The sequence below is a fragment of the Serratia sp. JSRIV001 genome (assembly GCF_019968745.1).
Classification (GTDB): domain Bacteria; phylum Pseudomonadota; class Gammaproteobacteria; order Enterobacterales; family Enterobacteriaceae; genus Chania; species Chania fonticola_B.
Genome location: NZ_CP074147.1, coordinates 1,778,215 through 1,792,649, shown reverse-complemented (window position 1 = coordinate 1,792,649; position 14,435 = coordinate 1,778,215). Strand labels below are relative to the sequence as shown.

Genomic DNA, 14,435 nt, shown 5'->3' with positions numbered 1-14,435 from the left:
GCCGCACGGAACCGGTTAAAAAAAGCACCATGAGACATTTTCGCCGCCTAGGCTCATTGCCGAAAGACATACCGTTGTTAACACCGAACCAGGGCCATGCCCCGGAAGAATAATTATTATTAATACGGAATATAGAGGCGAGTGATGGAAAAGATAACCACCGTGAGCACTGGGAAAGAACCGGCGGACAGTTATTCAGATAGCATTAATCCTATACCCAAAGGCGGCATAGCGGAGCGCTCAGCAAGAATTAAAAAAATCCAGACTACGGCAATGATCCTGTTATTTTTTGCTGCCGTGATTAATTTTCTCGATCGCAGTTCGCTGTCCGTTGCCAACTCCACCATTCGTGAAGAAATGGGGTTGAGCGGTACCGAGATCGGCCTGCTACTTTCCGCCTTTTCGCTGGCCTATGGGATTGCTCAATTACCCTGTGGACCGCTGCTGGATCGCAAAGGTCCGCGTATCATGCTGGGTCTGGGAATGTTTATCTGGTCTGCGTTCCAGACGATGTCGGGCATGATCCACAACTTTACCCAGTTTATCTGGGTGCGTATCGGCCTGGGGATCGGCGAAGCGCCAATGAACCCTTGCGGCGTGAAAGTCATCAACGATTGGTTCAACATCAAAGATCGCGGCATGCCGATGGGGATCTTTAACTCGGCCTCCACCATCGGGTTAGCCATCAGCCCACCCATCCTCACCGCCATGATGCTCGTGTTAGGCTGGCGCGGGATGTTCATCACCATTGGTTTACTGGGCATTGCCTTGTCCATTGGCTGGTACATGCTGTATCGCAACCGTGAAGACATCAAACTCACCGAGCAGGAGCAAAGCTATCTCAACGCCGGTAGCGTGAGCGCGCGCCGTGAACCAATGAACTTCAAAGAGTGGCGATCGCTGTTCAAGAACCGCACCATGTGGGGAATGATGATCGGCTTTAGCGGCATCAACTACACCGCCTGGCTGTATCTGGCCTGGCTGCCGGGCTACCTGCAGACCACCTACCATCTGGATTTGAAAAGTACCGGTATGTTGGCGGCAATCCCGTTCCTGTTTGGTGCGGCGGGCATGCTGTCAAACGGCTTTGTCACCGACTTCCTGGTGCGCCGGGGCATGGCTCCGCTCAAGAGCCGTAAAATCTGTATCGTCGCCGGTATGCTGCTTTCCGCTGGTTTTACCTCCGTCGTGGCACAGGCCACCACCACCTCCAGCGCGGTGGCATTAATCAGTATGGCGCTGTTCTGTATCCACTTTGCCGGTACCTCCTGCTGGGGGCTGATCCACGTGGCGGTCACGTCCCGTATGACCGCCTCGGTGGGCAGCATTCAAAACTTTGCCAGCTTTGTGTTCGCTTCGTTTGCCCCGGTGATCACCGGCTGGATCCTGGATACCACTAATTCATTCAGCCTGGCACTGACCATTTGTTCCTGCGTTACCCTGATCGGGGCGCTGTCTTACGTGTTTATCGTCAAACACCCGATCACCGACAGCGCGGCCTGATCGTCAGACTTCCCCTCTCCAATCGGAGAGGGATACTCAATCCAAGGCAAAAAAATCCAGACCCAGAGCAGACTTGACCTGTGCCAAGGTGCCCTGGGTCACCTGGTTAGCCCGCTGGCTGCCCTCTTTCAGAATGCGCATCAGCTCGCCCTTATCGGCGCTGTACTCCGCCCGCCGGGTGCGAATAGGCTCCAGCAGCGTTTGCAGGCAATCCTCCAGCAGCCGTTTAATCTTCACGTCACCTAACCCGCCCTGACGATAGTGTTCCTTCAGCTGTGCCACCAGCGCCGCATCCTCGCAAAACGCGTCCAGATAGGTGAACACCATATTGCCTTCCACCTGGCCGGGATCGCTGACGTTCAGGTGGTTGGGATCGGTAAACATGCTCATTACCGCCTTGTGCACTTGGTCAGCGCTGGCCCCCAGCATGATGGTATTGCCGCGTGATTTCGACATCTTGCCCTGCCCGTCCAGCCCCGGCAGCCTTCCTACGCGGCTCAGCAACGGCTGGCACTCCACCAGCACCTCGCGATCGACGATACGGTTAAAGCGCCGGACAATCTCGTTGGTCTGCTCCAGCATCGGCAACTGATCTTCGCCGACTGGCACGTGAGTCGCCCCAAACGCAGTGATATCCGCCGCCTGGCTGACCGGGTAAATCAGGAATCCGGCAGGCAGGCTGCGTGAAAAGTCTTTCTCGATGATTTCGCTTTTCACCGTGGGGTTACGTTCCAAGCGGGCAACAGTGACCAGATTCAGGTAATACATCGTCAATTCGGCCAGCGCCGGAAGCGCCGATTGCAGACACAGCGTGGTCTTGGCAGGATCGATCCCCACCGCCAGATAATCAGCCACCACGTTTAGCACGTTGGCACTGATTTTTTGCGGATTGCTACCGTTATCGGTCAGCCCTTGCAGATCGGCCACCATCACCGTTTGCTGATGATGATGCTGTAGCTCAACACGTTGGCGCAGTGAACCGACATAATGACCCAAATGCAGTGAACCGGTGGCGCGATCGCCAGTCAGAATGGTGTAACTCATAGCCTTGCTCCTGGAAGTAAACAGACCGCCGGATCAACGCTATAAAAATGCCGCCAAAACCGGCGGCATTAAAAAAGAGGGATGAATACCCGTGCCGCCCTTAGAAAAGGCGCCACCAGCTAAAACAAGATGTGAACTGCGGGAAGATATTCATCCGGCTACGGTACACCCCGCTCAGAACCGCGTCAAGGGCGACATCTGGCTCAGAAACTCACTTCGGCTGTAGGCACGGCGCTGATCGCCACGCCAAAACTCTTGATACTCGACAAGGTAGCATTATGGTGAGCACGGATCTGTAACCCACTGGCGTGGGGTTTGTCGTGGCTGGTATGTGCATCTGCCGCCAGCACCACCGGGTAACCCAGGCCAGCGGCCCGGCGGGTGGTGGTATCGACACAGTATTCCGTGGAATAGCCGCAGATCACCAACTGTGTCACCCCTTCAGCAATCAGCAGCTTGCCCAGATTGGTACGTAAAAAGGAGTCTGGCGTGGTTTTATCAACCCGATGATCCCCCGGTTTTACCTGCAATCCCTGATGGATCTGCCAGGCTGCGCTGCCTGCTGATAGCTCTTCATGAGCTGTCTGATGCTGAATAAAAATCACTGGCACACCAGCCTGCCGGGCACGTTCACTCAGCTGATTAATCCGCGTGAGCACCTGCTCGGCCTCTGCTGGCGGGGGATTAAACAAGCCCTGCTGCACATCGATAACTAACAACGCTGACTTCATAGCTGGCTCCAAAAGCGATCGTTAAATAGACAGTACCCCGCCCTCGTTAAACGAGAGGTTGGCGTGGACGGAAGATATGGTCAACGCCCTGTTCACGCAGCCTTGTGACCAAATCGTGGCCACCGTTGGGCGTGGCCTGCGCCAATTCCCGCTCGGTGGCAAACACCGGGCTGGCCCAGAAAATATTCACCGTATCACCGTATTGTTTAGGCAATACCAAGTGCTCACTGTAGGGGTAAAATGACGAAGAGAGCACATAGCCTTCATAGCCCTGCGGAGCCACCGCCGACGCCAGCGTATGCCCTTCGCCAAACCAGGTGATGTTCGCCCAGGGCACATGGGCAAATCCCGCTAACGCGCTGGCCATCTGCACCGCGTTATCTTCGGTCATATACTGCCCATCGATGGCGATTGCCATCTCCATCCTGCGGAACCTGGCGGCATCGTCGTTGAACAGAATCTCTACCCACGGCATCGGCCGGATGCTGGCCCCCATGGTCAGGAAATAGTAAACCCCGTCGCGCTCATGCTGGGTGATGGCCATCGGCGGCCATTTGCCCTGATCGATAGCGTAATACTTCACCGAAGGGCCAAAGTGTTGTTCGTACTGTGCCTGGTACTCACTCTGCATTTTTGGCCAGGGGTTACCCTCTTCCCGCTGCCAGCTACGCCAGAACTGCCGGGTATTTTCCGCCAGCGCATATTGCGTATTGGTAGATGCGGAGCCCAGCGGATAGGCCAATGGATTCTCTTTGATGCAGCTTGCCGAATAGCAGACCGAGTGATCGATGTATAAACTCCAGCCAGGGATCACTGCTAGCAGTTGCCCGTGATACCACAGGGCAGCCCCGTCGTCGCTTTCCGTCCAGATCACCATCAGCCCGGCGGGGTCCAATGGCGCTTCGCCTTCCAGATTACGGCAAAACTCGGCCGCCAACATGGGGGGAAGACCGGCTTCCATAGCGGCGAGATCTTCCTGCTGCGGAGCCGTAGTCAGGTTGCGCAGCCAACAGGCACGTACCTGAAAACGTTCACTGTATTCTTCCGTTGGGTAGATATAAAAATAGGCGGCCCGGCTATCTTGCTGAACCACCGCGACCAGCGTTTGATTCTCGTTATTCACTTCAGCAAGTACGTTTGACTGGTTCATATCACCTCAAGGGGTTGCTGGCGCACAAATAGGCTGCACGCTAAAAATAGAATATTTCTCTGGGCCAGTGTAGAACGCATCATCAATCGGGATCACGGGCAATAGTCTCAAAAGTGGCAGCGCTGGCTAACATTGCGCTGAAGCGCTCTTATTCATACGCCGCATCGCCCGATGGTAGGAGCCATTGCGTACCGAAGCCCGCAGCACCCGCCCAACACCGCCAACGCCAATACGTACGCACCGCCGCCGGGTCACTCCAGGGGTAAATCCCAACTGTTGCTGCGCCCAGTCCGGCAACAGATCGATCCCTGCCTGCATCACCAAAGCGCCGAACGGCCGCGCCAGCGTGCTGGGGGCCGGGGCAGCCAGCAGAATGCGCGCCACTTCCAGTGTGCGTTCATCGCAGACCAACTGAGGGCGCATCTGTTGCAGATAATCGTCAACCGCCGCACAGGATTTTGGGACATCGCGCGCGCCCAAGGCTTCCGCGACGCGAGCCGCTTCACGGTAGTAGGTATCCTGTTGAGCGAGAGACAGATGTGGATTGCGGTAACGCAGGTGCGAGGCCAGGAAACGGCTGCTTTCGGCGACATGGACCCAGGTGAGCAGATGCGGATCGCTGGCGGCATATGGCTGGCCGTTATTGTCGGTGCCGTTGACCTGTAAATGGATGGCTTTGACTTTGGCGATCAGGCGTTGCGCCTCTGCACTGGGGCCAAACGTGGTGACAGAGATAAACTGGCTGGTACGACGCAGGCGCCCCAGCATATCCTCGCGGAAGTTGGAATGATCCCACACGCCCGCCAAGGCCAACGGGTGCAGCATCTGCAATAGCAACGCACTGACGCCGCCGCAAAGCATGGAGGTGAAGTCACCATGCACTTGCCAGGTGACCGACTGCGGGCCAAACAGCCCCGGATCGCCAGCCGGATTTTCAAAATCAATCCCGCCGAGTGCCAGCCCGGTCAGGCTGAGCACCTGTTTCTCTATCGCTGCGCGTATCACTTCCATCCCCCTGTCCACGGCCTATGACGCAGTTTATCATAGTGAGGGGCTGAGTCTGCGCAACTCGCTATGTTGATAGCTTACTTGATAATAGATTGAGAATTTCGATGATAACAATAAGAACCCGCGTGGCTGCGGATAACGCGCAGCTAGTTGAAATCTGGCAGCGTTCGGTGCGCGCCACCCATCACTTCCTGGCCGAAGAGGATATTGCGCACCTGTATCCGCTGATACTCAACGACTATCTCCCGGCGGTCAACGTCTGGGTTGCCGAAGATGCTGCCGGGCAGCTATGCGGCTTTATCGGCCTGGATGGCAACAAAGTGGAAATGCTGTTTATTGATGCCGATCGGCGTGGCGAAGGTATTGGCAAGGCCCTGCTGGCTGAGGTTGAGCCCATGCATCAGGAACTGCTGCTGGACGTCAACGAGCAGAATCCGCAGGCATTGGCGTTTTATCAGCATTACGGTTTTGTGGTGACGGGCCGCAGCGAGCTGGATGGCCAAGGCAAGCCTTTCCCACTACTGCATATGATGCGGACAGCGCGGTAAAAACGGGCCCCTTTCCCGCAATGAGAGAGGGGCTGTCTAGCGGCAGATCAAACTTTGTTACCCACCTGGCTCAAACGCGGCCATACCATCATGGTGGTCTCCAGCAGCCGCAGCAGATCTTCACGGCTGGCCCCTTCACGCGCCTGGGCGGACATGCCTTCAATCAGGCAAATAATATATTTCGCCAACAAGGCTGTATCGGTGCGAGCCAGCAATTCCCCTTGCTGCACCTTACGGTCAAAGCAGGCTTTCAGGCTGGTTTCCTGCGCAAAATGCTTGTTGCGCAGCATCTCGGCCAGATCGTTTGAGGAGGAGGACAAGGCGGCGTTGGCACAAACCATAAAACAGCCGCTAGGGTTTTCCGGATCGGTAAATACCTCTGCCGAGGTGCGCAGATAGGCTTCGACGATATCGGCGATCGGTAACTCCTGGGCCAGCAGGCGGTTGTAACATTCCACGTAGCGGCTCAGATAGCGCTCAACCGCGGCGCGAAACAGCCCCTCTTTGTTACCAAACTCCGCATACAGCGTCGGCGCTTTAGCCCCGGTCGCCTCCACCAGATCGGCCAACGAGGTGGAATCATAGCCATGGCGCCAGAACAGCTCAAGCGCCTGCTCAACGGCCTGATCGCGATCAAACTGCTTCGGCCTGCCGCGTGATTTCTTCGCGCATGCGTCTTCATTATTGATACTCATAGCCCCTCACTTTCCCGGTGGCCCAACTCGGGCGCAATAAATAAATTATCGATCGGTACAAAAAATAGTACGCCGCCGATGATAAGCGAGCAACTTTTAATTAGCGATCGGTAAGCAATGCGGCCAATGGCGCTCCTTACCGGGAAAAAAATAGCATCCAATCCGGGTTGCGTCTGGCTACAAAGCAGGCGAAAGCTATCACCAAATAAAGATAAAGACATTAATTAACAATAATTTATATTGAAATAATGCCATAAACCCCCTTACCTGGCAGCTTACGGCTTAAGTGGAATAGCACGAATTAATTAACGACCACTAAAAAAACATTTGCAATCGCTCGGGCAGGAGCCTAACATTAAGTTATCGACCGTTAAGTAATTAAACGGGCTAACACAAAAATTTTTATTGCTCATCTAGATGATAGGAAACCATTATGAAAAACCTGAAAATGACCCTCACCGCCATCGCACTAGCTTCTGTCTCTTTCGGTAGCTTCGCCGCAGAGTTGGTCAGCAGCCAACCGGCCGATCTGCAACAATCCGGCGTGATCACCGTGAGTGGCGCTTCTGACCTGTCATCGCTGGAAAATAAACTGGCGGCAAAAGCGGATGCAGCCGGCGCCAAATCCTTCCAGATCATCGCAACAACCGGTAGCAATAAACTGCACGGCACCGCGATTATCTATAACTAATCGTTCAACGGTTTTATGCAAAGAGGCGGCCCGGGTGCCGCCTTTTGCTCGTCAGCCAAACCAGCCCAATAACCCGAACCACAGATAATCCAACGGTACCAACAGCCCAAAGGTTAACAGGGCCAGCAGCAGACACAGTTTCAGTCCTTCGCGCGGAGGAACTTTCCCCATCCCCATTGCCACCACAATCGGTGATGCCTGATACGGCAGCAGCGGCGTGGCATAGCCAATCACCTGAGTCATCAGTACCGTGGTTAGCGGCAGGCCGCTCCCCTCTGACAGAACCTGCGCCAGCGGCGTGAACAGCGCGGGTACGCCATTGGCCGTCACCACAAAATTCAACAGCGTCGTAATACCGATCAACATGCCAAAAGCGGTAAATGGCCGATCCTGGGTTTGCGGTATGACGTTCAGCAATGCATTGCCTAACCAATCCCCCAACCCGGAGTGGCTCACTAAAGCCGTCAACCCAAGGATCCCCGCCACATAGAGACAGGTGCGGATGTTGACACCGGCCGCAAACTGCTCACCCGTCAGAAAACCAATACGCGGCAACAGGCAAACGCAGGCGGCAGCCAACCCCACCCAGGCGGGAGCGATGCCGTGCCAGCTATCGGTGATCCACAACAGCACCGTGATCAGCAACAGCGCGATCAACCGCCATTCGGCCACGCTAAGAGCACTCTGCTCAATAGTTTTTTCCACCGGCTGTGGTTTGGCGCGGAACAGCCAGCAGATGCATAACGTGAGCAACGCGCCTTTTGCCAACCCCAGGATCGGCGCATGTAGCAACAAGTAGGACAGATAGGTGAAATGAACACCGTAGGCACTTTCTGCCGCCCCGCTCATCACCAGATTAGGCACGTTGGCCGGCAAAATGCTGGCCGAAAGCTGGAAGGTGCCAAACCCCACCGCTAACGCCAGGCCATAGCGGCCACGCGAGCCTTCCGCCAATCCGGCACGTTCGGCTAACGCCATGATAATCGGCATCAGCAGGGTTATACGCCCCATGTTCGACGGCATGACAAAGGCCAGCGCATAGCTGATGGCCACCACGCCGCCAACCAGCCGTGGCCAGGAACCGGCCAGTAGCGGCAAAATACGGTTGGCCAACCGATCGGCCAGCCCCGTAGAACGAATGGCCGTTCCCAGCACAAAGCCGCTCAATACCAGCCAGAATGCCGATGAGGCAAAGCCGGAAAACACCACGGCCGTCGGCGCTAGCTGCAACACCATTACCGCAGCAAAAAACAGCAGCGCAACCAGATACTCCGGCAAACGCGACGTTGCCCATAAGGCGATCACCACCAAAGTCACCAGCGCGGAAACGCCCATCGGGTAATCCATCATCCCCACTCCCTGTCATCGTTAGCTTTTTGTTATCAACTGGTTATATCTTCACATAACGCAAACGCCCGAACGGTGAAACGGCTCACAGTTCACGGGCGGCGGGTAAATTGGCCATACTCTCCCCGCGCCAAGAGGCTACTCTGCTTACAGGCTGGCGCCACGTATTTTCCCTTTTGCCAAAAGTGGCCCATGCTTAGAGGGGCCGAGCATTTGGCACACGTTTACTGACGAACCGGGGTACTGACTGATGACGAAAAAGACCACGCTGTTACAGTTTTTCCATTGGTACTACCCGGATGGCGGCAAGCTATGGCAGGAAGTCGCCGAGCGTGCCCCTGCCCTGGCCGAGCTAGGTGTGACCGATCTATGGCTGCCACCAGCCTATAAAGGGGCTGCGGGTGGCTATTCGGTGGGGTATGACAGCTACGATCTGTTCGATCTGGGGGAGTTTGATCAAAAAGGTACCCGCGCCACCAAATACGGCGACAAAGAGGCGTTGATACAGGCCGTTAATAGCCTGCGCGAACACCAGATCCGGGTGCTCTATGACGTGGTGTTCAACCACAAGATTGGCGCCGATGAAAAAGAGCAGGTGCACGTCTATAAGGTAGATGAAGATAACCGTAACGATATCGCAGAAGTTGGCATCGACGCGTTAGCCTACACTCGCTTCACTTTCCCAGGACGGCAAGGAGCCTATTCCAAATTTATCTGGGACTACACCTGCTTTAGCGGCGTCGATTATATCGAGCAACCGGATGACAAAGGCATCTTCAAAATTGCCAATGACTACGGCGAAGAGGGGTGGAACGATCAGGTTGACGACGAAAATGGCAACTTTGACTATTTGATGGGCGCTAACGTGGAGTTTCGTAACCACGCCGTCGTCGAGGAGCTAAAATACTGGGCACGCTGGTTGATGGAAATCCTGCCTTGCGACGGGTTCCGGTTGGATGCCACCAAACATATCCCAGCCTGGTTCTTTAAAGACTGGGCAGATCACGTGCGCGATGCGGCACAGCGCGATCTGTTTATCGTGGCCGAATACTGGTCACACGATCTGGCGGCATTACAACAGTATTTAGCACGGGTCGATGGTAAAGTAATGCTGTTCGACGTGCCGCTACAGCTGAAATTCCATCTGGCGTCAAAACAGGGCGATAGTTACGATATGTCGCAGCTGTTTACCGATACGCTGGTCGCCGTCGATCCTGCCCATGCGGTAACTCTGGTGGCAAACCATGATACTCAGCCGTTGCAATCGCTCGAAGCGCCGGTCGAACCCTGGTTCAAACCGCTGGCCTACGCCCTGATCCTGCTGCGTGAACAAGGCGTTCCTTGCCTGTTTTACCCGGATCTGTACGGTGCCAGCTATAGCGATCAAGGTGATGACGGCCAGGAATACCAGATTGACATGCCGGTGATTGCCGAACTGGAGAAACTGATCCAGGCGCGTCAACGCTTTGCCAACGGCGAACAGCACGACTATTTTGACGATCCGCACTGCATCGCCTTCAGCCGCAGTGGCACTGCCGAGCAACCAGGTTGCGTGGTGGTGATGACCAACGGGGCCGAAAGCAGTAAAACCGTCGCACTGGGCGAAAATTTTGCGCATAAATCCTGGCGTGACTTCCTCGGCAACCGCGAGGACGATATCATGACGGATGAGCACGGCAGTGCAGCCTTCCCGGTCAACGGCGGCAGCGTTAGCGTCTGGGTCATGGCCGAAGCAGAGTAAGGACCGCCGGGGAGGCAATGTACCACCCCGGCGGCAAAACCCATTTTTGCCTTTTTGGTCTGATTTTTCATTATGACCATAAGCAAATATTCACAGCGGAGCCTAAATAGGGTACAAGGCTGCATGAAAATTCCAAAACGACTCCAGCCATTGGTAGATGATGGTTTAATCGACGACGTCATCCGCCGTTTGAAAAGTGGCAAAGAAGCCGACGTATTTATCGTGCGTTGCGGTAAAGAGATCCGCTGCGCCAAAGTGTACAAAGAAGCCGATAAACGCAACTTCAAGCAGGCCGTGAACTACCAGGAAGGCCGCAAGGTGCGCAATAGCCGCGACGCTCGCGCCATGAGTAAAGGCTCCAAATTTGGCCGCCAACAGCAGGAAGAGGCCTGGCAAAATACCGAAGTGGACGCGCTATACCTGCTGGCCAAGGCTGGCGTGCGTGTGCCACAGCCGGATATCTGCCTGGACGGTGTATTGCTGATGGAGCTGATCACCGATGAAGAAGGGCTGGTAGCCCCACGCCTGAGCGACGTCACCTTAACGCCGGAACAGGCGTTGAACGATCACGCCTTGATGATGAACTATGCCGTACGCATGCTCTGTGTTGGGCTGGTTCACGGCGATCTGTCAGAGTTCAACGTGCTGATGGATAAAGACGGGCCGGTGATTATCGATCTGCCGCAGGTGGTAGATGCCGCCGCCAACAACCACGCTAAAAGCATGTTTGAGCGCGATATCAACAATATGACTCACTACTACGGCCAGTATGCGCCGCAGTTGCTGGGCAGCAAGTATGCCAAAGAGATTTGGGCGCTGTACCAGGAAGGCAACCTGACGCCGGAGACGGAGTTGACCGGTAAGTTTGTTGAAACCAGCAAGCGGGCCGACGTTGACTCGGTGCTGGAGGAGATCCAGGCGGCCAGTGATGAGCACCAGCGGCAACTGATGGCGCGTAACGAAGAAGAAGATTGATATTCAGCATCAAAATGACCCCTCACCCTAACCCTCTCCCACAGGGAGAGGGGACCGATCGAGTTCGCTATCAGTATAGAAATTTACCTAATCACGGCACTAAATCAGCTCTCTGTTGCAGTGAAATAGCTTGTTCGCAGTACCTGACGACAACGCAGAATCAGCTCCCTCTCCCTGTGGGAGAGGGTTGGGGTGAGGGGCCTCAAAGCCAACGCCTTACCCGCCGGCAAAACGCCTCGTAGTCTTGGCCAAAGTTGGTAAGTAGGAACGCCTCTTCGCGCGGGATCTGCACACGATCCAGGTAGGCAAAAAACAGCCCCCACCATAACCAGACGCCGATACCGCCCAGCAATAGCCCCCAGGCCGCCAACAGCAGGATCTGCCCCAGATACACCGGATTACGGCTGAAACGGAAAACTCCGTTAACCAGCAACGCGCTGACCCGCTGAAATTTTTGTGGATGCAACGTGGTGCCAGCCCGGTGAAAAGCATAACTGGCACTAAACATAATCATCACAGAAGATACCGCCAATACGCCTGCGGCCAAGAGAATAAGCAGGTTATCTTGCCAGTCCCCCTCGGTTAGCCAGCGGGTTGCCGCCATCCCCGCAGCACAAACTGCCATCACTACCGGCGGCAAAGCCAGCCGCTGCAACCACGCTACCATTTTTTGTTCCCTCTCGACCACACAATGCAATTTGAGCTATAACAAGCTCTCCCTGTAATAACGCCAGAGAAAAACAATGAGCCAATATGCCCCACAATTCTGGCGCGATGAACGCCTGCCGTTCGTTGAGGCCCGTCACGTCGAAGATGGCCGCAAGCTTTGTTATGCACTACACAGCCACGAGTTTTTCTGTATTGGCACCATCACCGCCGGTACCAGCACCTATGTTAGCGGCGATCAGCATCTCCAGGTTAACACCGGTGACGTGGTGATCATCAACCCGCAACAGACGCACGGCTGCAATCCCATTGGCGACCAACGCTGGGCCTATACCATGTTTTATATTGACCAGCACTGGTTGGCAACGCTTCAACAGGACCCTGGCGCAGGCTTCGTGCCGTTCAAGCAGATTATGAGCCAGGATAAGACACTGTTTAACGGCCTGAATCAGCTGTATGGGGTACTGACCGATCCGCTCTGTTGCCATCTGGAAAAGCAGATTGCCCTGGTGGATTACTTCAGTAACCTGCCACAGTTACTCGGCGAATCTCCGGTTCCACAGCAGGATATGACCCCTAAATTGGAAATAGCTGCGGCGTTTATCCGCACTCATTGTACCCAGTCGCTGACGTTAGAGGCGATCTGCCAAGCATCGGCCCTCTCCCCTTCTTACCTGATCCGCGCATTCAAGAAGCGCTACGGTATGACGCCTCATGCCTACCTGGTCAATCAACGCGTCCAGCACGGCCAGCGGCTACTGAAACAGGGCTTCTCGATTGCCGCCGCCGCCAACGAAAGCGGGTTTGCCGATCAGGCGCACTTTCAGCGCACCTTCAAACAGCTGCTGGCAGCCACCCCCGGCCAGTATCAGATCCCCTCGGCCAGCAAGTAACAGGCGCTGAACGCCAGCAGCAGCGCCATCAAGCGGTTAAAGCGCCGCAGATTGTGCGCCCGTTGCAACAAGCTGCTCAGCATAGCTCCGGCGTAGGCCCAACAGGCTATCGACAGGTAGCAAATCACAAAATAGAGCCCGGCAAATTGCCACAGCAGCCGCATCTCCCCATCACCGACAAAGGCCCCCATGCTGGCGACAGAAGCCAACCAGGCCTTGGGGTTCAGCCATTGCAGCAAGGCACCATACCAATAAGAAGGGGTTTGCTGCCGATTGCCCTGGCTCAGTGTCCCGTCATCCGCTGCAAGCTGATAGGCCATATAGAGCAGAAAAGCCACGCCAGCCCAAAGGATCACGGTAGTCAGCCCCGGCCATAAGGTAAGCACTTCATGCATTCCCAAACCAACCGACACCAGTAATAACGTGAAACCCAAGGTCGCACCGGTCACATGCCGCAGGCTGGTCGTAAAACCAAACTGCGCGCCACAGCTCAGTGCCACGATGTTCACCGGACCTGGGGTAATGGATGAAGCCAACGCGAAGGCGGCCATAGAGAGGTAAAGCGTCATAGTCAGCACCTGTAGAAGATAATTACAGGTGCCAGCGTGCCGGGTTACAGCGGGAGAGTATTGAACAAAATTGCCCTGCTTCTTCACCTTGATTTTCAGGGAAAGCGTTCAAACTCATAAGACTTGGCGCCGGGAACGGCATCTCTTGTTCATCGGGTGCAGATTGCGCGATCTCCTAGCGGTTTGTGGTAATATTGAGCGCAATATCATTCTGATCCTGTAGGTGCCCACATGGCATACATTCCAAAAAACTACGCGAGACTGGAAACCGGTTACCGCGAAAAAGCACTGAAAATCTTCCCGTGGGTCTGCGGGCGCTGTTCACGCGAATTTGTTTACTCCAACCTGCGTGAATTGACGGTGCATCACATCGATCATGACCACAGCAACAACCCGGAAGACGGTAGCAACTGGGAAATGTTGTGCCTGTACTGCCACGATCATGAGCACTCAAAGTACACCGAAGCCGATCAGTATGGCTCCACAGTGGTGGCAGGTGAAGATGCGCAGAAAGACGTAGGGTTAGCCACACATAACCCCTTCGCCAATCTGAAAAACATGATGAAAAAGTAGCGTTATTCCCCAAGCGGGGCCGCAGCATGCATGCGGTTCCGCCACATCCCTACCTTAATGACTTCACAAAACACCAACCTGTTAAGCTATTAACTTAGTTAAATTCAACGCTCATTTTAGCCCTTTTTCTCAGCCAATAACTCACTAAGCTAGTAAGTTACTAAACAAACAAACCCACAAGTTAAGACTTTCGCTACTTGGCAAGCCACGGCCAATGGGGCATATTGTCGTCATACGCACTTGTTAACTCATTTAACTACCAACCTAGCAAGCGCATTAACTTATTAAGTTAGCTAATTGA

At 54.9% G+C, this 14,435-nt stretch carries 15 protein-coding genes; 7 read left to right on the top strand and 8 right to left on the bottom strand.

Annotated elements, in window-relative coordinates; genetic code table 11:
* Nucleotides 1-273 precede the first annotated feature (273 nt).
* The gene (locus tag KGP17_RS08175) at nt 274-1,503 is read left to right on the top strand and encodes an MFS transporter (protein ID WP_371822123.1); all 1,230 of its coding nucleotides are present in this window, start codon (nt 274-276) and stop codon (nt 1,501-1,503) included.
* Between the two features lie 36 nt (nt 1,504-1,539).
* Here the strand turns inward: KGP17_RS08175 and trpS are convergent, their stop codons facing one another.
* The 4 genes from trpS to KGP17_RS08155 form a co-directional block, all read right to left on the bottom strand.
* Nucleotides 1,540-2,547 carry a tryptophan--tRNA ligase gene (gene trpS, locus KGP17_RS08170; protein ID WP_094982980.1) on the bottom strand — a complete coding sequence of 336 codons (1,008 nt, stop codon included), beginning with the start codon at nt 2,545-2,547 and terminating at the stop codon, nt 1,540-1,542.
* A gap of 203 nt (nt 2,548-2,750) precedes the next feature.
* The gene (locus KGP17_RS08165; protein ID WP_021805173.1) at nt 2,751-3,278 is read right to left on the bottom strand and encodes a cysteine hydrolase family protein; all 528 of its coding nucleotides are present in this window, start codon (nt 3,276-3,278) and stop codon (nt 2,751-2,753) included.
* 46 nt (nt 3,279-3,324) lie between these two features.
* The gene (locus KGP17_RS08160) at nt 3,325-4,428 is read right to left on the bottom strand and encodes a suppressor of fused domain protein (protein WP_094982981.1); all 1,104 of its coding nucleotides are present in this window, start codon (nt 4,426-4,428) and stop codon (nt 3,325-3,327) included.
* 126 nt (nt 4,429-4,554) lie between these two features.
* Nucleotides 4,555-5,439: an oxygenase MpaB family protein gene (locus KGP17_RS08155; protein ID WP_094982982.1), complete on the bottom strand. Its 885-nt coding sequence runs from the start codon at nt 5,437-5,439 to the stop codon at nt 4,555-4,557.
* Between the two features lie 101 nt (nt 5,440-5,540).
* Here KGP17_RS08155 and KGP17_RS08150 point away from each other — a divergent pair, with 101 nt between their 5' ends.
* Nucleotides 5,541-5,984 (top strand): acetyltransferase, encoded by a 444-nt coding sequence (locus tag KGP17_RS08150; protein ID WP_094982983.1) that lies wholly within the window; start codon nt 5,541-5,543, stop codon nt 5,982-5,984.
* 47 nt (nt 5,985-6,031) lie between these two features.
* Here KGP17_RS08150 and KGP17_RS08145 read toward each other — a convergent pair whose 3' ends face one another.
* Nucleotides 6,032-6,679: a TetR/AcrR family transcriptional regulator gene (locus KGP17_RS08145; RefSeq protein WP_021805177.1), complete on the bottom strand. Its 648-nt coding sequence runs from the start codon at nt 6,677-6,679 to the stop codon at nt 6,032-6,034.
* Between the two features lie 433 nt (nt 6,680-7,112).
* Here KGP17_RS08145 and KGP17_RS08140 point away from each other — a divergent pair, with 433 nt between their 5' ends.
* Complete coding sequence (locus tag KGP17_RS08140) at nt 7,113-7,370, top strand: YdgH/BhsA/McbA-like domain containing protein (protein ID WP_094982984.1); 258 nt, start codon at nt 7,113-7,115, stop codon at nt 7,368-7,370.
* 51 nt (nt 7,371-7,421) lie between these two features.
* Here KGP17_RS08140 and KGP17_RS08135 read toward each other — a convergent pair whose 3' ends face one another.
* Complete coding sequence (locus KGP17_RS08135; protein WP_059200226.1) at nt 7,422-8,720, bottom strand: SLC13 family permease; 1,299 nt, start codon at nt 8,718-8,720, stop codon at nt 7,422-7,424.
* Between the two features lie 247 nt (nt 8,721-8,967).
* Here KGP17_RS08135 and amyA point away from each other — a divergent pair, with 247 nt between their 5' ends.
* Both amyA and KGP17_RS08125 read left to right on the top strand, forming a co-directional pair.
* Nucleotides 8,968-10,458, top strand: coding sequence for an alpha-amylase (amyA, locus tag KGP17_RS08130; RefSeq protein ID WP_094982985.1), 1,491 nt, complete (start codon nt 8,968-8,970; stop codon nt 10,456-10,458).
* A gap of 123 nt (nt 10,459-10,581) precedes the next feature.
* Entirely contained in the window at nt 10,582-11,433 is an 852-nt protein-coding gene (locus tag KGP17_RS08125) for a PA4780 family RIO1-like protein kinase (protein WP_021805181.1), read from the top strand.
* 202 nt (nt 11,434-11,635) lie between these two features.
* Here the strand turns inward: KGP17_RS08125 and KGP17_RS08120 are convergent, their stop codons facing one another.
* Complete coding sequence (locus KGP17_RS08120) at nt 11,636-12,100, bottom strand: isoprenylcysteine carboxylmethyltransferase family protein (protein ID WP_094982987.1); 465 nt, start codon at nt 12,098-12,100, stop codon at nt 11,636-11,638.
* Nucleotides 12,101-12,176: 76 nt separating this feature from the next.
* Between KGP17_RS08120 and KGP17_RS08115 the strand changes: the two genes are divergently transcribed.
* The gene (locus KGP17_RS08115; RefSeq protein ID WP_094982988.1) at nt 12,177-12,992 is read left to right on the top strand and encodes an AraC family transcriptional regulator; all 816 of its coding nucleotides are present in this window, start codon (nt 12,177-12,179) and stop codon (nt 12,990-12,992) included.
* Here KGP17_RS08115 and KGP17_RS08110 read toward each other — a convergent pair.
* Nucleotides 12,968-13,561 (bottom strand): LysE family translocator, encoded by a 594-nt coding sequence (locus KGP17_RS08110; protein ID WP_094982989.1) that lies wholly within the window; start codon nt 13,559-13,561, stop codon nt 12,968-12,970. The genes KGP17_RS08115 and KGP17_RS08110 overlap by 25 nt on opposite strands.
* Nucleotides 13,562-13,792: 231 nt before the next feature.
* On the opposite strand from KGP17_RS08110, the gene yajD reads away from it, so the two are divergent.
* Complete coding sequence (gene yajD / locus KGP17_RS08105) at nt 13,793-14,134, top strand: HNH nuclease YajD (RefSeq protein WP_021180444.1); 342 nt, start codon at nt 13,793-13,795, stop codon at nt 14,132-14,134.
* The last annotated feature ends 301 nt before the right edge of the window (nt 14,135-14,435 follow it).